The 25,417-nt window shown below is 56.3% G+C and carries 23 protein-coding genes; 1 reads left to right on the top strand and 22 read right to left on the bottom strand.

Annotated elements, in window-relative coordinates; translation table 11 throughout:
• Nucleotides 1–8: 8 nt before the first annotated feature.
• From RAC89_RS22610 to RAC89_RS22600, 3 genes are all read right to left on the bottom strand, one after another.
• Complete coding sequence (locus RAC89_RS22610) at nt 9–860, bottom strand: DegV family protein (protein WP_306615874.1); 852 nt, start codon at nt 858–860, stop codon at nt 9–11.
• A 34-nt stretch (nt 861–894) separates the two neighbouring features.
• Entirely contained in the window at nt 895–2,676 is a 1,782-nt protein-coding gene (locus RAC89_RS22605; RefSeq protein WP_306615873.1) for a DAK2 domain-containing protein, read from the bottom strand.
• A gap of 99 nt (nt 2,677–2,775) precedes the next feature.
• Nucleotides 2,776–3,138 carry an Asp23/Gls24 family envelope stress response protein gene (locus tag RAC89_RS22600; RefSeq protein ID WP_306615872.1) on the bottom strand — a complete coding sequence of 121 codons (363 nt, stop codon included), beginning with the start codon at nt 3,136–3,138 and terminating at the stop codon, nt 2,776–2,778.
• A 231-nt stretch (nt 3,139–3,369) separates the two neighbouring features.
• On the opposite strand from RAC89_RS22600, the gene rpmB reads away from it, so the two are divergent.
• On the top strand, nt 3,370–3,558 hold the full coding sequence (gene rpmB / locus RAC89_RS22595; RefSeq protein WP_284638935.1) for a 50S ribosomal protein L28: 189 nt from the start codon (nt 3,370–3,372) through the stop codon (nt 3,556–3,558).
• A 104-nt stretch (nt 3,559–3,662) separates the two neighbouring features.
• Here rpmB and spoVM read toward each other — a convergent pair whose 3' ends face one another.
• The 19 genes from spoVM to RAC89_RS22500 form a co-directional block, all read right to left on the bottom strand.
• Nucleotides 3,663–3,743 (bottom strand): stage V sporulation protein SpoVM, encoded by an 81-nt coding sequence (gene spoVM / locus RAC89_RS22590; protein ID WP_014652194.1) that lies wholly within the window; start codon nt 3,741–3,743, stop codon nt 3,663–3,665.
• Nucleotides 3,744–4,597: 854 nt separating this feature from the next.
• Nucleotides 4,598–4,849 carry a hypothetical protein gene (locus tag RAC89_RS22585; RefSeq protein WP_306615871.1) on the bottom strand — a complete coding sequence of 84 codons (252 nt, stop codon included), beginning with the start codon at nt 4,847–4,849 and terminating at the stop codon, nt 4,598–4,600.
• A gap of 6 nt (nt 4,850–4,855) precedes the next feature.
• Nucleotides 4,856–5,515 (bottom strand): ribulose-phosphate 3-epimerase, encoded by a 660-nt coding sequence (gene rpe / locus RAC89_RS22580; RefSeq protein WP_306615870.1) that lies wholly within the window; start codon nt 5,513–5,515, stop codon nt 4,856–4,858.
• A gap of 2 nt (nt 5,516–5,517) precedes the next feature.
• Nucleotides 5,518–6,462 (bottom strand): ribosome small subunit-dependent GTPase A, encoded by a 945-nt coding sequence (rsgA, locus tag RAC89_RS22575; protein ID WP_306615869.1) that lies wholly within the window; start codon nt 6,460–6,462, stop codon nt 5,518–5,520.
• Nucleotides 6,462–8,642, bottom strand: coding sequence for a Stk1 family PASTA domain-containing Ser/Thr kinase (gene pknB, locus RAC89_RS22570; protein ID WP_306615868.1), 2,181 nt, complete (start codon nt 8,640–8,642; stop codon nt 6,462–6,464). Before pknB ends, rsgA begins: the two co-directional genes overlap by 1 nt.
• Before the next feature lie 6 nt (nt 8,643–8,648).
• On the bottom strand, nt 8,649–9,419 hold the full coding sequence (locus RAC89_RS22565; protein WP_306615867.1) for a Stp1/IreP family PP2C-type Ser/Thr phosphatase: 771 nt from the start codon (nt 9,417–9,419) through the stop codon (nt 8,649–8,651).
• A 9-nt stretch (nt 9,420–9,428) separates the two neighbouring features.
• Entirely contained in the window at nt 9,429–10,535 is a 1,107-nt protein-coding gene (gene rlmN / locus RAC89_RS22560; RefSeq protein WP_483874685.1) for a dual-specificity RNA methyltransferase RlmN, read from the bottom strand.
• An 87-nt stretch (nt 10,536–10,622) separates the two neighbouring features.
• Nucleotides 10,623–11,996 (bottom strand): 16S rRNA (cytosine(967)-C(5))-methyltransferase RsmB, encoded by a 1,374-nt coding sequence (gene rsmB, locus RAC89_RS22555; protein WP_306615866.1) that lies wholly within the window; start codon nt 11,994–11,996, stop codon nt 10,623–10,625.
• 69 nt (nt 11,997–12,065) lie between these two features.
• Nucleotides 12,066–13,007 carry a methionyl-tRNA formyltransferase gene (gene fmt, locus RAC89_RS22550; RefSeq protein ID WP_306615865.1) on the bottom strand — a complete coding sequence of 314 codons (942 nt, stop codon included), beginning with the start codon at nt 13,005–13,007 and terminating at the stop codon, nt 12,066–12,068.
• Entirely contained in the window at nt 13,004–13,489 is a 486-nt protein-coding gene (gene def / locus RAC89_RS22545; protein WP_284638927.1) for a peptide deformylase, read from the bottom strand. The genes fmt and def overlap by 4 nt, the downstream gene beginning before the upstream one ends.
• 28 nt (nt 13,490–13,517) lie before the next feature.
• On the bottom strand, nt 13,518–16,058 hold the full coding sequence (priA, locus tag RAC89_RS22540) for a primosomal protein N' (RefSeq protein ID WP_306616166.1): 2,541 nt from the start codon (nt 16,056–16,058) through the stop codon (nt 13,518–13,520).
• A gap of 8 nt (nt 16,059–16,066) precedes the next feature.
• Nucleotides 16,067–17,272, bottom strand: a complete 1,206-nt coding sequence (coaBC, locus tag RAC89_RS22535) for a bifunctional phosphopantothenoylcysteine decarboxylase/phosphopantothenate--cysteine ligase CoaBC (protein ID WP_306615864.1) — start codon at nt 17,270–17,272, stop codon at nt 16,067–16,069.
• Nucleotides 17,273–17,385: 113 nt separating this feature from the next.
• Entirely contained in the window at nt 17,386–17,601 is a 216-nt protein-coding gene (rpoZ, locus tag RAC89_RS22530; RefSeq protein WP_306615863.1) for a DNA-directed RNA polymerase subunit omega, read from the bottom strand.
• A gap of 2 nt (nt 17,602–17,603) precedes the next feature.
• On the bottom strand, nt 17,604–18,242 hold the full coding sequence (gene gmk, locus RAC89_RS22525) for a guanylate kinase (protein WP_284638924.1): 639 nt from the start codon (nt 18,240–18,242) through the stop codon (nt 17,604–17,606).
• Entirely contained in the window at nt 18,232–18,492 is a 261-nt protein-coding gene (gene remA, locus RAC89_RS22520; RefSeq protein ID WP_009672664.1) for an extracellular matrix/biofilm regulator RemA, read from the bottom strand. The genes gmk and remA overlap by 11 nt, the downstream gene beginning before the upstream one ends.
• A 277-nt stretch (nt 18,493–18,769) precedes the next feature.
• Complete coding sequence (locus tag RAC89_RS22515) at nt 18,770–19,654, bottom strand: YicC/YloC family endoribonuclease (protein WP_306615862.1); 885 nt, start codon at nt 19,652–19,654, stop codon at nt 18,770–18,772.
• 30 nt (nt 19,655–19,684) lie between these two features.
• The gene (locus RAC89_RS22510) at nt 19,685–21,538 is read right to left on the bottom strand and encodes a bifunctional homocysteine S-methyltransferase/methylenetetrahydrofolate reductase (protein ID WP_373430035.1); all 1,854 of its coding nucleotides are present in this window, start codon (nt 21,536–21,538) and stop codon (nt 19,685–19,687) included.
• An 88-nt stretch (nt 21,539–21,626) separates the two neighbouring features.
• On the bottom strand, nt 21,627–22,463 hold the full coding sequence (gene dapF / locus RAC89_RS22505) for a diaminopimelate epimerase (protein WP_306615860.1): 837 nt from the start codon (nt 22,461–22,463) through the stop codon (nt 21,627–21,629).
• Between the two features lie 144 nt (nt 22,464–22,607).
• The gene (locus tag RAC89_RS22500) at nt 22,608–25,394 is read right to left on the bottom strand and encodes a calcium-translocating P-type ATPase, SERCA-type (RefSeq protein WP_306615859.1); all 2,787 of its coding nucleotides are present in this window, start codon (nt 25,392–25,394) and stop codon (nt 22,608–22,610) included.
• Between the last annotated feature and the right edge of the window lie 23 nt (nt 25,395–25,417).

The raw sequence follows: 25,417 nt of genomic DNA, 5'->3' as shown, positions 1-25,417 counted from the left end.
ACTCATCATTACGCCTTCCAAACAAAAGCCGCCACGACTCCGGGACCCGTGTGGGTACCGATCACAGGGCCAATTTCGGTAAACCTCGAGCTGCGTACGTCAAAATGCTGATGCATCAGAGCGTTCAGCTCCTCCGCCGCCTCCGGCGCCTTTCCGTGAGCAACGGTCAGGTGCATCGGCACCCCCGCATAATCCTGTTGAAACAGCTCGATCATACGGGCCATAGCCTTCTTTTGCCCGCGTACCTTGTCTACCGAATACACCTGGCCGTCGCCGTTAATCGAGAGAATAGGTTTGATGTTGAGCAGCGATCCGACCAAAGCGGAGGCTTTGCCGATGCGGCCGCCCTTCTGCAAGTACTCCAGCGTATCGACAAGGAAGTAGAGGCGCCGGCTGCTCTTCAGCTCTTCAATGAGCTGAACGATCTCTTCCTTGCTCTTGCCCTGCTTGGCTGCCTCCGCTGCGGCGACAACCAGCATGCCGATGCCGTAGGAAGCCGACAAGGAATCGACTACCGTAACGTCCGCATCGCCATCCAGCATGGACTGGGCCAAATGCGCCGATTGATACGTCCCGCTTAGCGCAGAAGCGAGATGAATCGAAACGATGGACTGCGCTCCGCTGTCGAAAACCCGTTTATACGTTTCCATAAATTCAACCGGAGACGGCTGAGACGTGGTAGGAAGGCCGGCTGAAACGGCCAGCTTGGTGAAGAACGCTTCCGTTCCGATGTCTACCCCGTCCAAATAAGATTCCGAACCGAACAGCACCTTCAGCGGCACCATTTCGATTCCAAGCTCCTTGCGCACGTTCTCCGGAATATCTGCCGTGCTATCCGTTACAATCCGAACTTGACTCATAGGGTCACCCCCAACATATTGAACTTTATCTATTCTATTCGGCGGAGATGATGTAATAATACACCGGCTGTCCGCCGGCATGAACCTCCATCTCCACCTGCTTGTAAGAGGATGCGACGTAGGACTCGAGCTCCGCCGTCACCGCGTCTTCCGCCTCCGCACCGGTATAGATCGTCAGAATCTCCCGCCCGTCCTGAAGCAGGCTGTCGATCAGCTTGCGGCAGGAAGCCGTAATATCCGGCTCGGCCGAGACGATTTTGCTGTTATGAATCCCGATGTAATCGCCCTGCTTAATCTCAATGCCGTCCATGGACGTATCCCGAACCGCATAGGTTACCTGTCCGGACTGTACTTGCTGCAGCGCCTGCTGCATAGCATCCGCGTTAACCTCTGCCTCCGCATCCTCCTGGAACGCAATCACCGCTGCAATGCCTTGAGGAATGGACTTGCTCGGAATCACGACAAGCTGCTTTTCCTCTACCAGCTCCACCGCCTGCTGGGCAGCCAGAATGATATTCGAGTTGTTCGGAAGAATAAAGACCGTTTGGGCTTCCACCGCATTCACGGCATTTACGATATCCTCCGTGCTCGGATTCATCGTCTGGCCCCCGTGAAGCACCTGGTCTACGCCAAGGCTGGAGAAAATGCTTGTAATGCCTTCCCCGGCCGAGACGGCAACAAAGCCATAGCGCTTCAGCTCCTTCGTCTCTTCGGCCGGAGCCGTGGAGACCGTGCTGACAACTGCAGGCGTTTCCGGTACGTCATGTTCCAGAAGATGCGTGTGCTGATCCCGCATGTTTTCTATTTTAATTCGGCTCAGATCGCCGTAGTTCATGGCTAAATTCATGACCGAGCCCGGATATTCGGCGTGAATATGCACCTTGACGAGATCTTCGTCCGCCACGACCAGGAGGGAATCCCCATGAGCGGAGAGCTCATCCCTAAAGCGGGACTCATCGAAGGAACGGACCGCTGTCTTCTGCGCATTTAAGGTAACGATAAACTCCGTACAGTATCCGAATTCGATATCCTCCGTAGCGAGCATCGCTTGAGCCCGCTTCGGTTCATGCGCGTGGGCGTGCGCAGCCAGGCTCTCCAGCCGAACCGGTTCCAAGGTTGCCTCGGTTGTCTCTACCGCGCCGAGCGCCGCATAAGGCACATCGATTGGTCCGGACGGTACCGCCTCCTCATCCAGAGCAGCCATGAAGCCCTCGTAAATGTAGACCAGTCCCTGTCCGCCGGAATCGACAACCCCCACCTGCTTCAGAACAGGCAGCAAGTCCGGCGTCCGTTCCAGTGCTTCCTTCCCCTGTCTCAGCACCTCGTGCATCACTTCGTCAATGCCTGCATGCCTCTTGGCATACTGTACCCCATGTCTTGCCGCTTCCTTGGCTACCGTAAGAATGGTGCCCTCCACCGGCTTCACAACCGCTTTATATGCCATATCGACGCCGTTCTGAAGTGCCGCGGCGAATTGCTGGCTATTTGCTTCCTCTAGGTCGGCTACCGCCTTCGAGAAGCCGCGGAACAGCTGTGACAAGATCACGCCGGAATTGCCGCGCGCTCCCATCAGCAGCCCTTTTGCAAGCGCTTCAGCAGCTTTCCCCAAATGGGACGAAGGACGGCGGCGCAGCTCCTCCACGCCGGAGGTTAGCGTCAAATTCATATTTGTGCCCGTATCTCCATCCGGAACAGGGAACACGTTGAGCGCGTTTACACGCTCCGCGTTAGCCGTGAGCTGCTGTGCACCCGCCTCTACCATCCGAATGAAATCTTGTCCATTGATCATATTTAAGCGCTTACTCAAAAAAACCATTCCCCTTCCTGCTCTGATGCCATCCGGACCCCTAAGCAACTGCCGCACCGCAAGGCGAATGCGCCAGTTGCCATGAATCGCTGGAACCAATCATGCTGTCTACTGCGCAACCCGGACACCGGATACAAAAATGTTGACGTTCTCCACCTTAAGGCCGGCCACGTCGTTCAGTACATATTTCACCTTGGTTTGCACATTATGCGCCACCACGGAAATCTTCGTGCCGTAGCTGACGACGATATATAAATCGATCGCCATCAAGCCCTGTTCGTCTCTATGTACCTCTACCCCGCGACTCAAATTGTCCCGGCGCAATAATTCGGCGATCCCATCCTTGAGCTGATTGCGTGAAGCCATGCCGACCAAGCCGTAGCAATCCAATGCCGCCGAGCCTGCAAGCACTGCGATGACTTCATCCGTTACAAACACCTTGCCATACTCTGTCGCCAGTTCTATAGCCATCTCCAACAGCTCCTTTAAAATATACAATGATTAGGATGGACTATTTTTCATTGTACTATAGATATGAAAAGAAATAAATAAATTGATGAATATTGCATAAATCGGCGTGCTTCGCGTTGACGCCCGCTTATGTGCTGTGATATGATATTCAAGTGTGTTTTGAACGCAAAGAAAGTGGAGAGCAGCTATCGATCTTGAAACCGTCGGAGCTTTTTAAGGAGGTGTAATACAATGTCCCGCAAATGTTTCATCACTGGTAAAGGTCCGGGTACCGGAAACAACGTTTCCCATGCGAACAATAAGACAAGACGCACTTGGGGTGTCAACGTACAGAAGGTTCGCATTCTGGTGGACGGCAAGCCGAAGCGCGTTTGGGTTAGCACCCGAGCTCTGAAAGCTGGCAAGGTTACTCGCGTATAATAGCTATACAAGCAAAAAGCACCTGACTCAGGTGCTTTTTTTAGTTGGCGGAGACGGAGCACCCTTGCGGCTCGCTCCGCTTAAGTATGCACCAACGCGAATCGTCAGTTTTTGCTGAACGTGTTAAGTACGGCTTTCACGAATCCACCCAAAAACTTCGGAAGCTTGATAGTGTAAAATTTCATCTCGTACCCCTCCTCTGACGTGCTTTGCTGAAGCAAAGCCGCTTTCGTTCGATCTTCCTCGGAGCTTTGCTTCAGCAAAGCCGTGCGCTGCTCCCGGTGGCGTCCGGACCCACCTACCGAAGCACATACCTAGTATATTCCTTCGCGGCCAAAACGTGACTTCCCAAAGCCCGCCTGCGCAAAAAGAAAAAGGTTACAAAAGCGCGTACTTTTGATTTATTCATATTAAAGACCCACTGGATTTATGACAAGATGGAGCAAACGGGAGGGCTGACACTCTGAAAAAAAGCTATTTTCGCCGAAGGATCTGCTAGGGTTCCGTACGGGCATCAAACGAAAATAACCCGCACTGCTTAGCGGAAAATGTGCCACGGGAACGCACTTCTGCGAACCTGCTAAGCCAAAACGTATAAGGCAAGGGGGGCAAAGGTGCTAAAATGCAGAAATCCACAAGCTTAAGCGGGGTTCGGATCGAGATTTGTGACAATTGACAGCTTTAGGAACGCGCAATGGCGGAAAACGAGGCAAATGGTCTGGAATGTTGTATTTACGCAGAAATCTTCTTGCTTCTGATACAAATCGTGGGATAAAGTTGCGTATTTGCAGAATTCAAAGCTGAACAGGTCCCGACCGCAGATTGGGATGCGTTCTGATCAAATCAAAGGTATGGGTAGATCCGAGGGGAAATGCGTAGGTGTGGAAAGCTAGCGGACCGCCTTTGAAGTCGCATCCTTACCGTAAATCCATTCCAATGGACACGACTTCAAGAGAGGCTTAGCACGCAGAGATCATGAAAAGGACGCCGTTAGGCGTGGCCGTTTATCAAACCGCTATCCTCGAAAGGAGCACCGTAATCATGAAGGAGCAGGCATCTGCTGCATAGCGACATAGACGGCATAAATGAAAGCGAAGATGAAGTAAAATACGATCGTCAAAGCGACGAACCAAATCCGCAGGCTGCGCTCCTCATATCGTTTGAAAAACTGAATGCCTGCGAACAGAGCGCCTAGGGAAAATACATACTTCAATAAGTCCTGGATGTGGGAGAACAAGCTAAGAAAAATCGCGCAAAGCAGGCTGAAGCCAAGGACAGCTAAGGCACGCATGCTCCCTCACGCCCCCGTTCCGCGAATCCGGCGAATTGCTTCCGCCCGATCCTGTTGGTTAAAGATCGCGTTGCCTGCCACGAGCACGTTCGCGCCGGCTGCAATGACCTGCTTGGCCGTCTCCGGGTTAATCCCCCCGTCGACCTCGATATCGACATGATCCAAGCCTCGCTCGTTCAGCATTTGACGAAGACGTGTAATCTTCGGCAGCATCTCAGGAATGAACTGCTGTCCTCCGAAGCCCGGATTCACCGTCATGATCAGGATCAGATCTACGGCCCCGGTAAGCACATGCTCCAGGGACGACAAAGGTGTCGCCGGATTCAGAACAATGCCTGCCTTGACCCCCTGCTCTTTAATCAGATGCACCGTCCGGTGCAGATGGCGCGCCGCCTCCACGTGGACGGAGATCAGGTCCGCCCCGGCCTTGGCGAAGGCAGGAATGTATCGGTCAGGCTCCTCGATCATCAGATGTACGTCAAGCGGGAGCTTGGTGATCGGACGAATCGACTCCACGACAAGGGGGCCAATGGTAATGTTCGGAACGAAATGTCCGTCCATAACATCGACGTGGATCCAATCCGCTCCGCCGCGCTCAACGTCCGCAATGTCTTCCCCCAACCGGGAGAAGTCTGCAGATAAAATAGAAGGGGCGATTCGAAGCATGATCAATACCTCCTTTTTCTCTCTTTAATTTCAGTCAAAAATTGCAAATAGTGATTGTACCGAGATGAGGCGACTTGCCCTTCCGCCACAGCCTCTTGCACCTTACAGTCCGGCTCGTGCTGATGAAGGCAGCCGCGGAAGCGGCATTGCTCGGAAAGCGGCTGGAATTCCCGGAAGCAGGAGCTGAGCTCCTCCGCCTCTTCAATCTGCAGAAAATCAAGCGAGCTGAAGCCCGGCGTATCCGCCACAATGCCCCCGTTCGGCAGCCGAATCAGCTCGACATGGCGGGTCGTATGCTTCCCGCGGCCCAGCTTATTGCTGATCGCATTCGTTTCCAGATCAAGGCCGGGAATCATCGCATTAAGCAGCGAGGACTTCCCGACGCCGGATTGACCGGCGAATACGCCGATGCGGCCGACCAAACGCCGCTCCACCTCGGCTACGCCGATGCCTTCCTTGGCGCTTGTCATCAGTACCGGATAACCGATCGATTCGTATAATTGAACGGCGGAATCCAGCGAAGCCGCCTCCTCTTCCTCGCTCCCCGTCAGCTCGGAGGCGGTTTCCATCGAAGCAGAGCCGGGAACGAGATCCTGCTTCGTAAAGCAAATGACCGTATCCAGTCCTGCGCTTTCCGTGTGCACAAGAAACTTATCCAACAGCTGCAGGTTTAGCGTCGGCTCGGTCACAGAGAACACCAGTACGACAAGATCGACATTTGCAATAGGAGGTCTCACCAGCTCCGAATGACGGGGGAGAATTTCAGCGACCGTCCCCTCGCCGTTCTCCGTCAGCTCAAATTCCACTCGGTCTCCAACCAAGGGGGAGACTCCCCTTTTCTTGAAGATTCCTCTTGCCCGGCATTGCACCGGCTCCCGATCCTCCGAATCATCCGGAAGTACGTAGTAATATCCGCTTAGCGCCTTCACGATTAAACCTGCTGGCATTATTGAGTTCTGCCTCCTGTGCCTGTTGTAGTTGTTGGAGCTCCAGACGTATTGCCGCTTTGCGCTCCGCCCGTAGACGGTGTGGCTGCGCCTGTTCCGCCGCTTGCCGGCGCCGTGCCGGTTCCCGGTGCAGGCGTAGGAGTCGGCGCGGGGGCTGTTGTCCCCGGCGCAGGATTCGTACCTGACGGCGCGGACGGCTTGCCGTTCTTCTGAGCGAGATAATCCTGGTAGGTGACCGTCATAATATCGGCTGTCGCATTATCGACCTTCACCTGAATGGTCGCGTTCTTCTCGGGCGATACCACCAGCTTGACGCTGACGGCCTCCGTCTTGGTTATATTAAGCGTTTGATACTCGAAATTATCATACTGCGCGTCCGTCAGCAAAATTTTGACTGTAGAGCTCTTGCCTTCCCGCGCAGGCTTCACCGGAACGCTTACCGTCATCGGACCGGCTTCCTCCGGAAGACCCGAGCTAATGATCAGCTTGATCTCCGATCCGGCCGAAACCTCTTCGTTAGGCTGGAACGGGAACTGGGTAATGACCTTTCCCTTCGGCTGCTTGTAGCTGGTCTCTACATTGATGCCGTCCTTCGCAAGCTTCAGGTTGCTGACCGTAATCCGGTTACGCGCCTCCGCCTCCGTCAAGCCGACCAGGTTCGGCATTTTGAACGTTTCCCTGCCTTGACTGATCGTCAGGACGACCGTTGCCGTCGCCGGATCGACCTCCGTACCGGCAGCCGGGTTCTGCACCAGCACCGTATCGGGCGGCTCATCCATATATTTTTTCTCAACCTTGATCCTGCTGTCATCCTTAATGCCCAGCGCATTCAACGCCATCTTCGCCTCTACCAGCTTCTGTCCGACCAGGTTCGGCAGCTTCTCGAGCTCCGGCCCCTTGCTGACGGTCAGCTTCACCGTTGAGTTTTCCTTCACCTTGGTATTCGTGCTGCTTTGACGCAGAACGGTATCCTTCGCGATCTCCTTGTTCACCTCATACGATACGTCGGGCACGAGCTTGAGGGCGATGAGGGCCGCCTGCGCCTCCGTCAAAGGCTTGCCTACCACGTTCGGCACCTCGACCTCAGGTACCACCAGCATCCCCTTCACGTAACCGACAAGCGACCACATTCCTGCCAGAAGGGCCATCAAGACGATAAACCAGATCAAAGGCTTGACCCAGCGGCGCTTTTTCTTCCCCTGCTCGGCAGGAGCCTCCGACTCTTCCTCTTCCGAAGCCTCGGCAGCAGCCGCCCTCTCCTGAGGGGCATATTGACTCGGCCGAAGAGCGGGGATAACCCGTGTCTTCTCCTCATCCATCTCGTCCTCATCGAAGAAGTTCACCTTGGGCTCATTCCGGCGATGCGGCTGCAAGCATGCCTCCAGATCGCTCATCATGTCCTGCGCCGTCCGGTAACGCTCCGTCGTGCTTTTGCGCATCGCGCGTAGAATAATGTTCTCCACGCTTTGCGGAATAAGCGGATTTACCTTGCGCGGCTCCTCCACATCCTCCTGCAGATGCTTCAGCGCAACACTGATCGGGCTTTCCCCAAGGAAAGGCAGACGTCCTGTGAGCATTTGGTACATGACGATCCCCAAGGAATACAGGTCCGATTGTTCGCCGGTCGGCGTTCCTTTGGCATGCTCGGGAGAAAAATAATGCACGGAGCCTACAACGGAGCCGGTCTGCGTGATCGTGGAGGACGTGACCGCCCGCGCGATTCCGAAGTCCGTCACCTTGACCCGGCCGTTACGCCCGATAAGAATATTGTGCGGCTTAATATCGCGGTGGATGATTTGATTGTGATGGGCATGGTCCAGAGCATCGCAAATTTGCACCGCAATATGAATCGCCTCTTCCACCTGAAGCGGGGCCCGTTCTTTGATCAAGCTGTTTAGCGTATGCCCCTCCACGTATTCCATCACGATATAATGTACGTCTTCTTCCTGCCCTACATCGTAAATACTAACCACGTTGGGGTGGGATAATGATGCGGCTGCCTGTGCTTCCCGGCGAAAACGCTGAATAAACTCCTCGTCGTGCACATACTGCTGTCTTAGTATTTTAACGGCTACATGTCGATGTAATAAAATATCTAGTCCTTTGTAAACTATAGCCATCCCGCCGCCGCCGACTCGTTCCAGAATCTCGTAGCGACCTCCCAGCTGTCTACCGATCATTCATCCTCACCCCGTTTCTCCGTCGTTTGCTGAGTCGCTATCCCGCGCGCTCTCCATGAGCACAACCGTAACGTTGTCGTCTCCTCCGGCGTTCAAGGCTTCGGAAATCAAGCGAACTACCTTCTCCTCGAGCGAGCCCTCCCCGGTAATGTGTACGGTCAGCTTCTCCTGGTCCACCAGACTGCTGAGGCCGTCGCTGCAAAGCAGCAGCACATCGCCTTGCTCCCAAGCGATATCCCGCACGTCCACCTCAATGGTCGGCTCGGTTCCGAGAGCACGGGTCAGCACATTGCGCCTAGGATGGTGAAACGCTTCCTCCCGCGTAATTTGCCCGCTCTTTACAAGCTCATTGACCAAGGAATGGTCCTCCGTCAGCTGCTCCATCTGACCCTTATGTACGCGGTAAGCGCGGCTGTCGCCGATATGGGCGACAACCACATGCTGCTCGTCCGCCAAAACAACCACTACCGTGGTCCCCATGCCATGGTAGTTCTCCCGCCTGGAGGCGAATTCGAAGATTTTCTCATTGGCGATTTCGACCGCCGACTTCACCAGCTGCTTCCTCTCCTCAATCGACATCTCCCGATGAAGGGTTTGCAGCTGAAATTGGATCAATTCCACCGCCATTTGACTGGCAATGTCTCCGGCCTGATGGCCGCCCATACCGTCGGCCACGATGGCGAGCGACAGCCCGTTCAGCTCGTCTTGCACGACCGCCCGGTCCTCATTCACCATCCGTACACGGCCGATATCCGATTGGTACGCCAATTTCAGCATCGATTCATCTCACCTCGCACCCGTTTCCATATGCTTCGCCCTCAGCTGTCCGCAGGCGGCGGCAATATCGCTGCCCTGCTCCCGCCGGATCGTGGCGTTCACCTTGCTTCTTTCCAAAATGCGCTGGAACGTAAAGATGTCGTCACGCGTCGTACGGACGTAATCGCGCTCCGACACATAGTTGACCGGAATCAAATTTACATGCGCATGCGGGAAATCCTTCAGCACCTTCGCCAGCTCCTCCGCATGCACCGCCTGGTCGTTCACTCCGCCCATCAGGGCATACTCGAACGTAATACGGCGGCCGGTTTTGCCGACATAATATTTGCACGCCTCAATCAAATCCGCGAACGGAAAGCGCCGGTTTACCGGCATCAGCTTCGAACGCAGCTCGTCGTTCGGCGCATGGATCGAAATCGCCAGGTTGATCTGCGTATTCTCCTCGGCGAATTTGTAAATATTCGGCACGATACCGCTCGTCGACACCGTAATATGACGCTGCCCGATGTTGAGTCCCTTCGGATGAATCATAACCTTCAGGAACGTCATGACGGCGTCATAGTTCTCGAACGGCTCGCCAATGCCCATGATGACAATGCTGCTGACCCGCTCCTGCGTAGCATCCAGCAGCTGCTGCGCCTTGACCACCTGAGCGATGATTTCGCCGGGACTCAAGTTGCGCTTCAGCCCGCCCAGCGTGGACGCACAGAACGTACATCCGATCCGGCAGCCGACCTGTGTGGTCACACAGACGCTGTTGCCGTAGCTGTGCTTCATGATGACCGTTTCGATCGCATTTTTGTCGGTCAGCTCGAACAGAAACTTCACCGTACCGTCCTGGGACTGGTACTTGGCGACCTCCGTCAGCGTTACGAAATCGAACTGCGTCGTCAGCTTCTCCCGAAGCCCCTTCGGAAGATTGGTCATTTCCTCGAAGCTCGACACTCGCTTGACATACAGCCATTCAAAAATTTGTCCCGCACGAAAACCGGGCTCGCCGTTCGCCTTCACCCAATCCTGCCACTGCTCCAGCGTGAAGTCGTAGACGTAAGGCTTCTCGTTCACGGGTCCTTTGGGCGGCCGTTTTTCAGTCATTTGCTGCTCCGTATGCTCCATATCGTTTATCACAACCTGTTGTTTGTCAGAGTAGTGCCCTCAGCCTGCGCATGAAGGGCACAGTATATTTTACCACAATAGCACCGCTTATGCTCGTTTGCGAAGCCTCGCAATATAGAAGCCGTCGGAGCCGAAATCGAAAGGGAAAATCTGGATCTCCGCTTCCTTTGCTTGGGGAGGCGCCTCAAGCTCATATTCCGGATGCTTGTCCAAAAAGGAACGGATCATCTCTTCATTCTCCGCCTTCTCAATGGTACAGGTGCTATAGACGAATACGCCTCCCGGCTTCAGCAGCCCGTGAACCGCCTCCAGCAGCTCCCGCTGCACGGCGCAAATCTCGGCGAGCTCCCGCTCCTCCTTGCCCCACTTCATGTCCGGTTTACGGCGAATGACGCCGAGTCCGGAGCAGGGGGCGTCGAGCAGGATCCGGTCGAAGCTGCCGGGAGCATACTTGCGGTGCAGCTCCTTAGCGTCTGCCACAACCGTGCGAATGCTGCGCAGCCCCAGCCGTTCGGCCTGCTCGCGAACCAGCTTCTCCTTATGCTCATGGATGTCGCTGGCTACGATCTCGCCGCGGTCCTGCATCTTCTCGGCCAGATGCGCCGTCTTGCCGCCCGGGGCGGCGCAGCAATCGAGCACCCGCTCGCCCGGCTGCGGGTCGACCCATTCCGCGACGAGCATCGAGCTCTCGTCCTGCACCGAGAACAGGCCTGCCGCATACTCCGGCGTCAAGGCCATGTTCCCGCCGCCGCGCACAAGCACGCCGGCCGGCGCAACCGCTGAGGGCTCCGCATCGAGCCCTCCCTCGCGCAGCCGCTGCACCAGAGCGTCGCGGCTGCCCATGAGCGCGTTCGCCCGGATGCTCACGCGCGGAGGCGTGTTGTTCGCCTCGCAGATGCGCATTGCCGTCTGCTCGCCGAACTGGCGAACCCACCGCCGCACCATCCATTCGGGGTGCGACCCGGCAAGGGCAATGCGGCGCTCGGCCGGCAAATCATCCGGGATGACCAGCTCCGCCTTGCGCCGGATGATGCTGCGCAGCACGCCGTTCACCATGCCGGAGATGCCTTGATGACCCTTGCGCTTCGCTAGGTTCACCGCTTCGTTCACCACCGCGTGGTCCGGCACCCGCTCAAGATAATAGAGCTGGTAGAAGCTCAGCCGCAGCAAGCTGCGCACCCAAGGCTGAAGCTTGCCGAGTCCCTTCGTAACGAAGGGCTCCAGGAAATAATCGATCGTGTTCAGCCGCTGAATCGTGCCATAAACGATCTCTGTAGCAAGCCCTGCATCCGCCCGGTCCAGGCGATACTTCTGTAGCGTCTGGTTCAGCAGCAGGTTGCTGTAAGAGCGATCCTGCTCGATGCGTACGAGCACGTCCAACGCCGCTTCGCGGGCGCTTCCTTTTCTCGCGGCTGTCGGAGCCGGGCCTTTCGGGCCTGTTCGATCCTTGCTTCCGTTCATATCCTTCACCGTAAGCCTCGGCGCTGCTTCCCAATCGCATCGCCTTGAAGCATTTCCTTTCGATTGCTCTTAGCCTAATCTCGTCCCTGCGGCCAACTGGCCGCCCTTAACGAATTCCTCTACCGCCATCGCCTTCTTGCCTGCAGGCTGCAGCTCCGTAATACGGACGATTCCATCCGCTGCGGCAACCTCAATCCCCTGCGGAGACACTGCTACGACCGTGCCCGGCTCCGCTTTGACGATCGCTTGTCCTGCAGCCGGCTTCTCACATTTCCAAATCTTCAGCACCTCTCCGTTCCACAGCGTGAAAGCGCCAGGCCGCGGGTGCAGGGCACGAACAAGGTTCCAAATGCCCAGAGCAGGCAGACTCCAATCGATTCTCTCCTGCTCCCGCTGAATATTGGGCGAATACACGGCCTCGTCGTCGTTCTGGGGAACGGCATTCACCTCGCCGGCCAGCAGGGCAGGCAGCGTATCCGTCAGCAGCTCGGCTCCTGCCACACTTAGTTTCTCAAACATCGTGCCGGTTGTATCCTCGTCGGTAATCGGCACCTCGATCCGGCTGATCATATCTCCGGTATCCAGCCCTTCGGCCATATACATGATCGTGACGCCCGTTACCGCATCCCCGTTCATCACTGCATAATGAATCGGCGCGCCGCCGCGGTATTTGGGCAGCAACGAGGCATGGATGTTAATGCATCCGAGCTTCGGCATGTCCAATACCGACTTGGGCAAAATTTGCCCGTAAGCGGCTGTCACGATCAGATCCGGCGCATACTCGCGAAGCGCCTCCACAGCCTCCGCCCGGCGCAGTCGCTCCGGCTGCAGCACCGGCAGTCCGTGCTTCCCCGCTTCCACCTTCACGGGGGTAGGCGTCAGCACGCGCTTGCGTCCTACCGGTCGATCCGGCTGGGTCACTACCGCCACTACCTGCACCCGATCGTTTGCGAGCAACGCTTGAAGGGACGGCACGGCAAACTCCGGCGTCCCCATGAATACTACTCTCATCCTTCCTCACGCTCCGGGCGGTCTTCGCTGCGATACATCGCTTCCGCCAAATCCGTGTACAGCACCCCGTTCAAATGGTCCACCTCGTGCAAAATGCAGCGGGCCAGCAGATCCGTCCCTTCAATGACGATCTCCTCCCCGTCTCGGTTCAGTCCCTTCACCTTCACGCGCTGCGCCCGGCGCACATCCCCCGTCATACCGGGAATGCTGAGACAGCCCTCGGGTCCGAATTGCTCTCCCTCGCGCTCGATCACCTCAGGATTGATCAGCTCGATCAAGCCGTGGTCATCTCCCACATCCATCACGATGACACGCTTCAGGATGCCGATCTGAGGGGCAGCCAGCCCTACACCCTGTGCGTCATACATTGTATCGGCCATATCGTTCAAGAGCTTATGAATGTTCGGTGTAATTTTCGGAACCGGCTTCGCTACCTCGCGCAATACCGGATCGGGATCCTTAACTATCATCTTAATCGCCATAACTAACCACGCACCTCTTCATGATCTTCTACATTAATACTTGAGGGTCGACGTCGATGCTGATCGTCAGCTTCTGCTGCTTTACCGCATCGTCCAACACGGCTGCGGCTTGGCGGACCAGGTCCGCCGCGTCCGTCTCTCCCCGATATTTTACCATGCATTGGAATCGATATCTATCTTTGATCCGCGAGATCGGCGACGCCACCGGGCCCAGCACCTCGAGCTCCACCGGCTTGAATAGAGCTCCCGGCCTGCCCTGCGGAACGCTTCCCACCACTTCCACAGCCGTACATTCACGGGCCAGCTCCTTGAGCCTGGCGGCGAGCGCCTCCCCTGATCGTATCAGCAGCGGCACCTGCTCGTGCGACAGCGTAATCAGGATTAACCGGTGAAACGGCGGATAATTGTGCACCTTGCGGATGAGCAGCTCCTTGCGGATAAAGCTGTTATAATCGTGCTTGCTCGCTGTAAGTATGCTGTAATGCTCGGGAGTGTACGTCTGTACGAACACCTCGCCCGGCAGATGATGCCGTCCTGCGCGGCCGGCGACCTGTGTCAGCAGCTGAAACGAGCGCTCGGATGCGCGAAAATCGGGCAAATTCAGCACCGAATCCGCCGCCAAAGCGCCGACTAACGTTACATGAGGGAAATCAAGGCCCTTGGCTACCATCTGCGTTCCCAGCAGCACATCCGCCTGCCGGTTACGGAACATCGTCAGCCATTTTTCGTGGGAGCCCTTCTCAGTGGTCGTGTCGATATCCATCCGTATGACGCGAATTCCCGGGAACAGCTTGCTCAGCTCTTCCTCGACCCGCTGCGTGCCTGTGCCGAAATGGCGAATATGCTCGCTTTGGCACTCGGGACAAGCGGACAGCTCCTGCTGCGCGTAGCCGCAATAATGGCAGCGGATCACCTTAGCGTTCTGATGATAGGTAAGCGAAATGTCGCAATGCGGACACTCGGCGACATACCCGCAGGTGCGGCACATGACGAAGGTCGCGTAGCCGCGGCGGTTGAGCAGCAAAACCGTCTGTTCTTTCTTGTCTAACCGTTCTTGGATCGCTTTATACAGGGCGCGGCTGAACATAGAGCGATTTCCGCTCTTCAGCTCCTCCCTCATATCTACTATATGCACGGGCGGAAGAGGACGACCCTCTACGCGGGAGGCCATCGTAAGCAGCTCGTACGGCGGCCTCGCGGTGCCCGCTTCGATCGCGGCCTCCTGCGTGGTGCGGTACATGCTCTCCAGCGAGGGCGTAGCGGAGCCCAGCACCACGACGGCTCCAAGACGGGAGGCTCGCGCAGCCGCCACCTCACGGGCATGGTACTTGGGGCTCTCCTCCTGCTTGTACGACGATTCGTGCTCTTCATCAATAATAATGAGTCCAATATTCGTAAAAGGAGCAAAAATCGCCGAACGCGCGCCGATGACCACCTTCACCTGCTTGCGCATGATTTTACGCCATTCGTCGTACCGTTCACCATGAGACAGTCGGCTGTGCAGCACGGCGACAGCGTTGCCGAACCGCCCCTTAAACCGCTCCACCATCTGCGGCGTCAGTGAAATCTCCGGAACCAGCACGATCGCTTCCCGGCCTTGATCGAGGCAGGTCTGGATCGACTGCAGGTATACCTCCGTCTTCCCGCTGCCCGTTACCCCTTGCAGCAGAAAAACCCGATGCGACCGCTCCTCCAGCGTATCCCGGATGCGACCGTAAACCGCTTGCTGCTCAGGTGTCAGCGGCAGCGGCGAGGTCGGCTGAAAGGCGCGGTCCGCATACGGATCGCGAAGCACCTCGACCTCCTCGATGCGAAGCCACCCGCGTTCAGCAAGCGACTTCACCGTCCCTGCACTGATATTCAGCTTCGAGAGCAGGTCGGTCAGCCGGATGGGCCGGGAATCCTCTTGAAAATGCCGCAGCACTTCCTTCTGCTTCCCCGCCCGGGCGGGAAGCTCGTCCACCCAAGCTTCCAGCGGCTCTGTATTCTCCGGAGGGAATATCGTCAGTACCTTCTTGGACTGGAGCCTGTCCTTTATCAGCTGTACCTCTTCCAGAAAGCCTTCTTCCAGAAGCTGCCTTACCATCACCGCTTGCGAGGCATACTTTTCTAATAAAGCGCTGAGCTCTACCGACTGCTTGCTTCGGACATAGCTCAGAATCTCCTTCTGCTCCGGCAGCAGCAGCTGCGCCTGCCCGGACGAGCCGGCTTCGTCCAAAGCCCTCACATGCCGCTCATACTTCGCTTTAAGCGCCCCGGGGATCATCACCTGCAGCGCAGTGACCTCATGACAGACGTAGGTTTGGCTGATCCATCGCCCCAGCTCGACCAGCTCGGGCGTTAAGGGCGGGGACACGTCCAGTACCTGTGAGATCGGCTTCAGCTTGGCCGTATCCAGCTCCGTCGTGCGATGCAGCTCCGTAACGAAGCCTTGTACGACTCTAGGCCCGAAGGGAACTCCGACGCGGCTTCCCACCTCCACGAGACCTTGCATCCCTTCCGGTACGATATAGTCAAAAGCCCGGTTCGTTTGACGCGCCGGCACATCTACAATGACCTTGGCAAACAATCGTCCGCTCACTCTTCCTTTCTCAGCCTTTCCTTGACGAGAAGCAGCAATCTTCTTCCCACCTCACGCTTGGACAGAAGCGGCAGCGCCTCCACCAAGCCGTTTGCATCATAAATACGAACGACGTTCGTATCCGTTCCAAAGCCTGCTCCTGCCATAGTCACATCGTTAGCCACCAGCAGATCGGATTTCTTGCGCTTCAGCTTGTCAATCGCGTACGCCTCAACATTGTTCGTTTCCGCAGCAAAGCCGACAATGATTTGTCCCGGCTTTTTTCGCTCGCCGAGGGCCTGGAGGATATCCGGGTTTTTGACCAGCTTCAGCGACATTTCCTCTTCCTTCTTCTTGATCTTCTGCTCCGCCTGCTCGGCAGGCCGGTAATCGGCTACCGCAGCCGCCTTAATGACGACATCCTGCTCAGAGAGCCGCTCCAGCACTGCATCCAGCATCTGAAGCGCAGATTCCACAGGCACGACATGAACGCCGGACGGCGCGGGAACAGACGCCTTCCCCGTTACCAGCGTCACTTCCGCTCCCATACGAAGCGCTTCTTCGGCAATGGCGTAGCCCATTTTACCGGACGAGTCGTTGGTCAAATAGCGAACCGGATCGATTCTTTCCACAGTGCCTCCTGCCGTCACCAGCACCTTGGTGCCCAGCAGGGGCTTATCTTCTTGAAAGAACGCGACAATGGCCGCGAGAATCTCCTCCGGCTCCGCTAAGCGTCCTTTGCCTACATAGCCGCAGGCCAGCTGGCCGGTGCCCGGCTCTACGAAATAAACCCCGCGATCCGCCAGCGTCTTCAGGTTCTCCTGCACCGCCGGATGGGTGTACATATGAACATTCATGGCGGGGGCTACAAGAATCGGAGCCGTTGTCGCAAGTAATGTAGTACTGAGCATGTCGTCGGCCAAACCATGCGCCATTTTGCCAATGATATTCGCCGTTGCCGGTGCGATGACGACGAGATCGGCGCGGTCCGCCAGATCAATGTGCTGAACCACCGAGGGATCCTTCTCATCGAACGTATCGATTGCCACCGGCTGCCGCGATAATGTCTGAAACGTTAACGGCGTGACGAATTTGGATGCCGATTCCGTCAGGATGACTTGAACCTTCGCTCCCGCCTGCGCCAGCTTGCTGGTTAACGCCGCCGCCTTGAACACGGCAATCCCCCCGCTGACTCCCAGTACAATCGTTTTGCCGTTCAACATAGTGAATCTCCCCCCTATAGAACTGCTTTCTCAAAAAATCCTTTGTATCCCACGTTAACCTCGTCAAAGAAAAAAATAACAACCGCTCACAGAGGGTTGTTTTTTTCTTGAATCTATTTCAGTGTTTCTTTGCCTTGCAGCTTCTCGTAGGAAATGTGATCTTCATAAATCTCCTCTAGTGCGAGTCCTACGAACTTATGCGATTTCTTATTGCGTACTTCTGTTTTCGAACCGTCACGCAGCAATCGGGCGCGCTTGGAAGCGGCCACCACCAAAGAGTATTTGCTGTCCACCTTGCCGAGCAGCTTATCAATGGAAGGATACAACATAATTATCTCACCTCTGCCATCCAATGTTTGATTTTTGACAGCATTCTGTCCTTTCGGCAATGCTCTGCCGTAAGAATCGCTTGAATACGGTCACAGGCAGACTCTACCTGGTCGTTCACAATCGCGTAATCGTAATGCTCCATTAAGCGGATTTCTTCTACGGCCACCGACATCCGGCTGCGAATCGAATCCTCGGATTCCGTTCCCCGGCCTACGATGCGGCTCTCCAGCTCGACAAGCGAGGGTGGAAGCAGGAAAATAAACACGCCCTCCGGAAACTTTTGTTTTACCTTAAGCGCTCCCTGGACTTCGATCTCCAGAATGATATCCTTGCCGGAATTCAAGGTATCCTCTACAAATTTACGCGGCGTTCCGTATAAATTGCCTACATATTCGGCCCACTCCAGCATTTGATCCTGATCGATAAGCTGCTGGAATTCTTCCCTGGACTTGAAAAAATAATTCACGCCCTCCAGCTCGCCTTCCCGCGGTGTTCGCGTGGTTGCCGATACGGAATACGTAATCTCAGGCGCTTTGCCGCGCAAAGCTTTACATACGGTTCCTTTCCCCACTCCGGACGGACCGGACAAAACGATGAGAATCCCTCTCTCCGACGGGGGAACATTTCTATTATTCGTCATGATCATCGTCCTTATTGGAAAGTCGATGCGCAACCGTCTCCGGCTGAACCGCGGACAAAATGACATGGTCGCTGTCCGTGATGATGACGGCACGGGTACGCCGGCCATACGTGGCATCAATCAGCATATGGCGGTCGCGGGCTTCTTGAATGATCCGTTTGATCGGCGCCGATTCCGGGCTGACAATGGAAATGATCCGGTTGGCGGATACGATATTTCCAAAACCGATATTAATAAGTTTGATCGCCATTGATTTGGGTCCCCCTGGAATTTTTTTTGTTAGTAATAACATTGTCGATACGACTCAGCTCCAAGGTAAGCTATTCCCCTCCGGTCGCTGTTGAAATTGAATTCTTTTTATTAGACTCCTGCGGAGTGAATTCAATTTCAAAGGCGACACGTAAACTCTCCGGTGAACACTTACCTTTCCGCTTCGCTTATCGGCCAAAACAAACCAACAAAAAAAATGGATATTACGAAAGAGATTGGTCGTGCCTTGCCTGTAGCGGCACGACGTTGCTCTGCGGTTACTCTATGTTTTGAATTTGTTCGCGCATCTTCTCGAGCTCGGCCTTCATGTCGACGACCAATGCGGTTAACGTCGCATGGTTGGCCTTCGAGCCGATCGTATTGACCTCGCGGTTCATTTCCTGCACCAGGAAATCGAGCTTACGGCCCACGGCTTCGCTGGAGCGAAGCATATCGCTGCATTGCTGGAAATGGCTCTGAAGCCTGGTCAGCTCTTCGTCGATATTCGCCCGGTCGGCGAAGATGGCGACTTCCGTTGCCAATCTCGTCTCATCAATGACGATGTGGGATTGTACGAGCTCCTGAATTCTTGCCCGCAGCTTCTCCGCATGCTCCTGTACAACCTTTGGCGCCAGTTCGGCAGCCTGCTCGGCATAACCGCGCAAAGCAGCCAATCGCTGCTGCAGATCGTTCTGCAGATGCGTGCCTTCCCTCTCCCGCATCTCCGTCAGCCGCTCGGCCGCTTCCGATGCGCAAGCCTGCAGCTCGCGCTCCATGTCTTCGTCCGCCACGTCGATATCGTCCTGCATGACGATCAGCTCTGGCATCCGAAGCAAATCACGCAGAGTGAGTTCGTCGGTAAGCGACAGACGTTCCTTCAGCTGTAGGGCAGCCTGCCGGTAAGCCTCCACCATCACCCAGTCCACCTGAACGGATTGGACCGCGGACCGATCCCTCTCCACCGTAACAAACACATCCACACGGCCACGCTTAATGTATTGCTGTACTGCCCTCTTCAATACGTCCTCGAAACGCCCCCACTCCCTGGGCATACGAACGATCACTTCACTATAGCGATGGTTCACCGACTTCAGGTCGATCTGCACCTGATAGCCGGCCACCCTTCGAGCGGCTTGACCGAAGCCGGTCATACTGCGAAGCATTGGCAGTCACATCCATTACCCTATTTTAATTCATTTTCCTACAGGGGACAAGTGTAAATCGCGGCGGTTCGACTTCTCCCAAACATATTGGGTCAGCTTCACCGTCATCCCGTAAGATAAGAAAGGCGTCATCAGATAGATGCCGTTGAAGTGCTTCATCGCCTCATCCAGCAGCTCCTTTGCGATTTGAACCCCCATCGCGCGCCCTTCGGCGCCGCTGAGCCCCTTCATCCGCTGACGCACCTCATCCGAAAGCTGGATCCCCGGCACCTCATTGTGCAAATATTCGGCGTTATTGCCGCTGGCAAGCGGCATGATGCCGATAAAGATCGGAATGCTCAGATGCTTCGTGGCCTCGCGGATTTTGGCGAACTGCTCCAGTCCGTAGACCGGCTGGGTCATGATGTAATCGGCGCCTGCTTCCACCTTGCGCTCCAGACGCTGAACCGCCTTGTCCAAATATTTGACGTTAGGATTAAAGGCCGCGCCAACGATGAAATTCGCTTTTTCCTTTAGCTGCTTGCCGGAGAAAGCGATGCCCTCATTCAACTGCTTAATCATGCGTATGATCTCGAAGGAGGTCAGATCGTATACGGAGCTCGAGCCCGGCAAATCGCCGAATTTCGCCGGGTCGCCGGTAACGGCAAGCACATGGTCGATACCGAGGGCGTGCAGCCCCATCATATGCGATTGCGTACCGATCATGTTGCGGTCCCGGCAGGCAATGTGAATGAGCGGGCGAATGCCGACCCGTTCCCGGATCAGGCTGCCGAGCGCCAGATTGCTCATGCGGGTTACGGCCAGCGAATTATCGGCCATAGTCAGTGCATCGACATGAGCTTCCTTCAGCGCTTTGGCTCCCTCCATGAATCTGCCGATATCCAGATCCGTCGGAGGGTCAAGCTCTACGATCACCGTATGACGCTGCTTCACAAGCTCAACAAGGTTAGGCTCCTCCGCGAAAGTCTCCTCCTCGGTGGAAGGAATCGCCGTCGCAGAAGCTTTCACTTCACTCACGACCGGTACGGGAGCTTGCTCCCGGCGAAGGCGCTTAACGTCCTCCAGCGGCACGTTGTAGCTCTGCAGCTGTCCTGAAATCGCCGCAATGTGCTCGGGCGTTGTTCCGCAGCAGCCCCCGATGATGCGGGCGCCAAGCTGAGCGAACTTCAAGGCCGTTTCGGCAAAATACTCCGGCGTGGCGGCATAAGAGTACCGGCCATCCACATAATCAGGGATCCCCGCATTAGGGAATACCGAGAACGGCAGCGTGCCGTCCAAATCCGCCACCTTCTCCAGCGAACGCAGTAAGCCGTTAGGACCGCTGCGGCAGTTAAAACCGATGACATCCGCACCATGCTGCTTCAGCTTGTCAAACGCCTCGTCGAGCGGAATGCCGTCGTGCGTCATGCCCGTGCCTTCGGTTGCAAACTGACAGATGACCGGGATCGAGCTCACCTTGCGGATCAGCTTGAGCGCGAGCAGCAGCTCCTCCAAATCATAAAACGATTCCAGCAGCAGCCCGTCCACCTGCGTATCCAGCAGCACCTCGATTTGCTGGCGCAAATCCTCCTTCACCTTAGAGGTCCGCACATTTTTCCGTCGGCCGGCGCGGATGGAGCCGATCGCGCCTACCACATAGGCGTCGCTGCCGACGGCCTTCCGGGCCAGCTCAACGCCGGCGCGGTTGATCGCCTCCACCTCATTCTCGAGTCCGTACTTCGACAGCTTCTCCCGGTTCGCAGAGAAGGTATTCGTCTCGATCAGCCGCGCTCCCGCTTCATAATACCTGCGATGCACCTCGGCGATCTTCTCCGGCTGCAGCAAATTGAGCTCTTCATATGAAATCCCGACGGGAAAGCCCATCTGGTATAAATACGTCCCCATTGCCCCGTCTCCCACCAGCACCTGCCGGCGGAGCGCTTCTCTTAAGTCTGGCTTCGCCAAAGCGGCCACCTACCTCCCATGATGAACATTAAAGCGTGCCTTTAAACACCGTTTCAGCGGGTCCCGTCATATAAACGCGATTATTTTCCTCGTTCCATTCGATCAGAAGCTCTCCGCCCTTCAGCGAAACGGTGGAAATACGGTCCGAGTGCCCGGTCAGCACACCGGCCACCAAAGTGGCGCAAGCTCCCGTACCGCAAGCAAGCGTAGATCCGGCCCCGCGCTCCCACACCCGCATATCCGCGTAATTGCGGGATTTCACCGTAACGAATTCTACATTCGTCCGCTTAGGGAAGTACGGATGATGCTCCAGCTTCGGCCCCCACAGATGAAGATCCGTCCCCACGGCATCCTCGACAAAAATAACGCAGTGCGGGTTCCCCATGGATACGGCGGTAAAGCGGAACTCCTTCCCGTCGACAACGACAGGATGCTCCACGATTCTCTCTTGATCGATGGTCGTCGGAATGCTCGTTCCTTTCAGGATCGGCTCCCCCATATCGACGCGAACGGCGGTCACCGCCCCGTCCTCGATCGTCAGCTCCACCGGCTGCAGACCTGCACCGATCGTCTCGATCACCAGCGTTTCTCTTGAACGGTCTACCATGCCGTTGTCATAAATATATTTGGCGGCACAGCGGATGGCGTTGCCGCACTGTTCCGCCTCCGAGCCGTCGGAATTGATAATCCGCATCATGTAGTCGCCCTGGGCAGACGGCAAAATAAAGACAAGCCCGTCGGCGCCAATGCCAAAATGCCGGTCACACAGCCTGCGAGCCAGCGCAGCCGCATCGGCCGGCAGCTCCTCATGACCGGATAAGACGACAAAATCGTTGCCTAAGCCTTGCATTTTCGTGAAATTCATCGCCTTGTCTCCCATATCTATCATTTGACCCTAATCATATCGTAAAACGGTAGGAATGCATAGTTTTTCCGCAAAATTTTACACGAAACGGAGGCAAAAAGCAATAACCGGCGCCCGCAGCTGCGGACACCGGTTGTTTGACAGCTATGCGGCTTTCACCGGCTTGGAGCCGTTCCCGCGCTGAGGCAGCACACGGCGCTTGGAGGGCTTGCTCAGCAGGCTGCCGAGGCCCATCAGGAACGTCGGGATCCCGGCAAAGCCGAGCACCAGAATCCAGTCCTGCAGACCGAGCGGCACCGTCTTGAAGATCGGCTGCAGCTGCTCGACATACAGCACGGGGAGCATCAGCAGCAGAGACGACACGACGGCAAATACCAGCCACTTGTTCTGCAGCGGATTGCGGTGAAAAATGGAACGCGAGCTTCGGCAGTCGAAGACATGAATCAGCTGTGCCATAACGAGCGTGACGAAGGCAACCGTCTGCGCCTTGACCAGTGTCCCCGCTTCGTCGCCGCCCTGCTGCAGTGTGATCCAGAAGGCTGCGAGCGTACATAAGCCGATCAGAATCCCACGGCTGACGATCTTCCAGCCGAGGCGGCGGGCGAAGATGTTCTCCTTAGCCGAGCGCGGCTTCTGCTGCATCAAATCCTTCTCCGCCTGGTCTACGCCGAGTGCCATGGCAGGCAGACCGTCGGTGACGAGGTTGACCCACAAAATCTGTATCGGCACGAGGGGCAGCGGCAGTCCGGCCATCATCGCAAGGAACATCGTCATGATTTCGCCCACGTTCGAAGCAAGCAGGTACCGGATGAATTTGCGGATGTTCTCGTAAATCCCGCGGCCCTCTTCAATCGCTGCAACGATCGTCGCAAAATTGTCGTCGCTTAATACAAGCGCGGAAGCTTCCTTGGACACGTCGGTACCGCTGATGCCCATCGCGATTCCGATATCCGATGCCTTGATTGCCGGCGCATCGTTAACGCCATCGCCGGTCATGGCGACAACATGGCCCTTGCGCTGCAGCGACTTGACGATACGAAGCTTGTGCTCCGGCGAAACCCGGGCATACACGTAAATATCGTCAACCCGTTTATCCAGCGCATCGTCGTCCATCGCCGCCAGCTGCTGACCGTTCAGCGCCAAGCCGCCCTGCGGCAAAATCCCGAGCTGCCGGGCGATTGCCTCTGCCGTAGTCTGATGATCTCCGGTAATCATTACCGTTTTGATGCCGGCGCGCTTACACTTGACAATCGCATCGCGGACTTCCTTCCGTGGAGGGTCGATCATGCCGGTAAGCCCGACAAAGATCAGCTGATGCTCCGCATCGCCTTCATCCTCGCAGCGGTCGTTCGGCTTCAGCTCGCGGTAGGCGAGGCCGAGCACGCGCAGCGCATTTTTCGCCATGCCTTCGTTGGCGGCCAGCACCTTCTGCTTTAAGGTAGGCGTGAACGGAATGATTTTCTCATCCCACAGCACATAGGAGCACTGCTCCAGCAGGACATCCGGAGCCCCCTTGGTGCACACCATGCGTCCTCCCTGATGCTCCACGACTACCGACATCCGCTTCCGCTCGGAATCGAAAGGAAGCTCCAGCACGCGGCGGTACAACCCGTCCAGAGAGCTATGAGTCATACCGGCCTTAGCTCCGAGCACCACAAGCGCGCCTTCCGTCGGATCGCCCTTGATTTGCCAAATACGGACCGGCTGCTCTGCGTTCTTCTTACGCTTGCCTTCCACCTGCTCCTCTACAAGCCTTGCGTTGTTGCAAAGAACCGATACCTGCAGCAGCCGGCGAAGCATCTGATTATTGCGCAAATCGACGGGAGCGCCTTGGTTCGTAATGGCCCCATGAGGATCATAGCCGTCCCCGGAAACCTCGAGCACATGCCCACCCAGCCACAGATGCGTTACCGTCATTTTGTTTTGCGTCAGTGTGCCTGTTTTGTCCGAGCAGATCACCGAGGCGCAGCCCAGCGTTTCAACGGAAGGCAGCTTCCGCACGATGGCTTTTCGCTGAATCATCCGCTGTACCCCAAGCGCCAAGGCAATCGTCACAATCGCCGGAAGTCCTTCCGGGATCGCGGCTACCGCCAGGCTGACGCCGGCAAGGAACATGCCGTAGGGCTCCTGACCGTGCAGAATGCCCGCAACGACAACCATCACCGTAAGCACCAGCGCGACGATAATGAGTATTTTTCCGAGCTGCTCCAGACGATGCTGCAGCGGCGTTTCCATCGCGTCGGTATTTTGGATCAAATCCGCGATTTTGCCCATCTCGGTTTCCATACCGGTCCGAATCACGATTCCCTTCGCCGTACCGCGCGTCAGCATCGTTCCCATAAAGCCGAGATTCCGCTGGTCGCCAAGAGGAATTTCTTCCTCCGTAAGAGCTTCGACATGCTTGGCAACAGGCACGGACTCCCCTGTTAACGCCGATTCCTCGACATAAACGCCATGCGTCTCGACAAAACGCAGATCCGCCGGGATCCGGTCGCCGCTCTCGATCAGGACGACGTCGCCGGGCACCAGGTCCCTCGCCGGAATCTGAAGCAGCGCTCCGTCGCGGATCACCTTCGCATTCGGGGCCGAGAGCTCCTTCAGGGCACGCAGCGACCTCTCCGCACGAAACTCCTGGAGGAACCCGAGCACTCCGTTCATAATAATGATAGCGATGATCGTAATCGCGTCGAGGTATTCGCCGAGAAGTCCGGAAATCAAGGTAGCACCGAACAGCACCAGCACCATGAAATCTTTGAATTGGTTCAAAAATAACGTGAGCGGCGAGACACTCTGGCCGTCCGTCAGCTCGTTGCGTCCGTGCTTCGTCAGCCGATCCGCCGCTTGCTCTGAAGTCAGCCCTTTGGCAGGCTCCGTGCCCGTCAGCTGCAGGGTCTCCTCTCCCGTCAATTGATACCACTTTTTCTGACTCATTTGCTTCTTCCCCTCCCAAAAGG

Origin of the sequence: Paenibacillus sp. GD4, from assembly GCF_030846225.1 — a bacterium.
In the GTDB taxonomy this organism is placed as follows: Bacteria; Bacillota; Bacilli; order Paenibacillales; family NBRC-103111; genus Paenibacillus_G; species Paenibacillus_G silviterrae.
The sequence above is the reverse complement of the archived record's forward strand: the minus strand, read 5'-3'. Positions and strand labels throughout refer to the sequence as shown.

Excerpts from the sequence above, each read along its gene's own strand:
- RAC89_RS22610 (WP_306615874.1), bottom strand. The coding sequence starts at position 860 with ATGAGTCAAGTTCGGATTGTAACGGATAGCACGGCAGATATTCCGGAG.
- RAC89_RS22605 (WP_306615873.1), bottom strand. The coding sequence starts at position 2,676 with ATGGTTTTTTTGAGTAAGCGCTTAAATATGATCAATGGACAAGATTTC.
- RAC89_RS22600 (WP_306615872.1), bottom strand. The coding sequence starts at position 3,138 with ATGGCTATAGAACTGGCGACAGAGTATGGCAAGGTGTTTGTAACGGAT.
- rpmB (WP_284638935.1), top strand. The coding sequence starts at position 3,370 with ATGTCCCGCAAATGTTTCATCACTGGTAAAGGTCCGGGTACCGGAAAC.
- spoVM (WP_014652194.1), bottom strand. The coding sequence starts at position 3,743 with ATGAAATTTTACACTATCAAGCTTCCGAAGTTTTTGGGTGGATTCGTG.
- RAC89_RS22585 (WP_306615871.1), bottom strand. The coding sequence starts at position 4,849 with ATGCGTGCCTTAGCTGTCCTTGGCTTCAGCCTGCTTTGCGCGATTTTT.
- rpe (WP_306615870.1), bottom strand. The coding sequence starts at position 5,515 with ATGCTTCGAATCGCCCCTTCTATTTTATCTGCAGACTTCTCCCGGTTG.
- rsgA (WP_306615869.1), bottom strand. The coding sequence starts at position 6,462 with ATGCCAGCAGGTTTAATCGTGAAGGCGCTAAGCGGATATTACTACGTA.
- pknB (WP_306615868.1), bottom strand. The coding sequence starts at position 8,642 with ATGATCGGTAGACAGCTGGGAGGTCGCTACGAGATTCTGGAACGAGTC.
- RAC89_RS22565 (WP_306615867.1), bottom strand. The coding sequence starts at position 9,419 with ATGCTGAAATTGGCGTACCAATCGGATATCGGCCGTGTACGGATGGTG.
- rlmN (WP_483874685.1), bottom strand. The coding sequence starts at position 10,535 with ATGGAGCATACGGAGCAGCAAATGACTGAAAAACGGCCGCCCAAAGGA.
- rsmB (WP_306615866.1), bottom strand. The coding sequence starts at position 11,996 with ATGAACGGAAGCAAGGATCGAACAGGCCCGAAAGGCCCGGCTCCGACA.
- fmt (WP_306615865.1), bottom strand. The coding sequence starts at position 13,007 with ATGAGAGTAGTATTCATGGGGACGCCGGAGTTTGCCGTGCCGTCCCTT.
- def (WP_284638927.1), bottom strand. The coding sequence starts at position 13,489 with ATGGCGATTAAGATGATAGTTAAGGATCCCGATCCGGTATTGCGCGAG.
- coaBC (WP_306615864.1), bottom strand. The coding sequence starts at position 17,272 with ATGTTGAACGGCAAAACGATTGTACTGGGAGTCAGCGGGGGGATTGCC.
- rpoZ (WP_306615863.1), bottom strand. The coding sequence starts at position 17,601 with ATGTTGTATCCTTCCATTGATAAGCTGCTCGGCAAGGTGGACAGCAAA.
- gmk (WP_284638924.1), bottom strand. The coding sequence starts at position 18,242 with ATGACGAATAATAGAAATGTTCCCCCGTCGGAGAGAGGGATTCTCATC.
- remA (WP_009672664.1), bottom strand. The coding sequence starts at position 18,492 with ATGGCGATCAAACTTATTAATATCGGTTTTGGAAATATCGTATCCGCC.
- RAC89_RS22515 (WP_306615862.1), bottom strand. The coding sequence starts at position 19,654 with ATGCTTCGCAGTATGACCGGCTTCGGTCAAGCCGCTCGAAGGGTGGCC.
- RAC89_RS22510 (WP_373430035.1), bottom strand. The coding sequence starts at position 21,538 with ATGGGGACGTATTTATACCAGATGGGCTTTCCCGTCGGGATTTCATAT.
- dapF (WP_306615860.1), bottom strand. The coding sequence starts at position 22,463 with ATGAATTTCACGAAAATGCAAGGCTTAGGCAACGATTTTGTCGTCTTA.
- RAC89_RS22500 (WP_306615859.1), bottom strand. The coding sequence starts at position 25,394 with ATGAGTCAGAAAAAGTGGTATCAATTGACGGGAGAGGAGACCCTGCAG.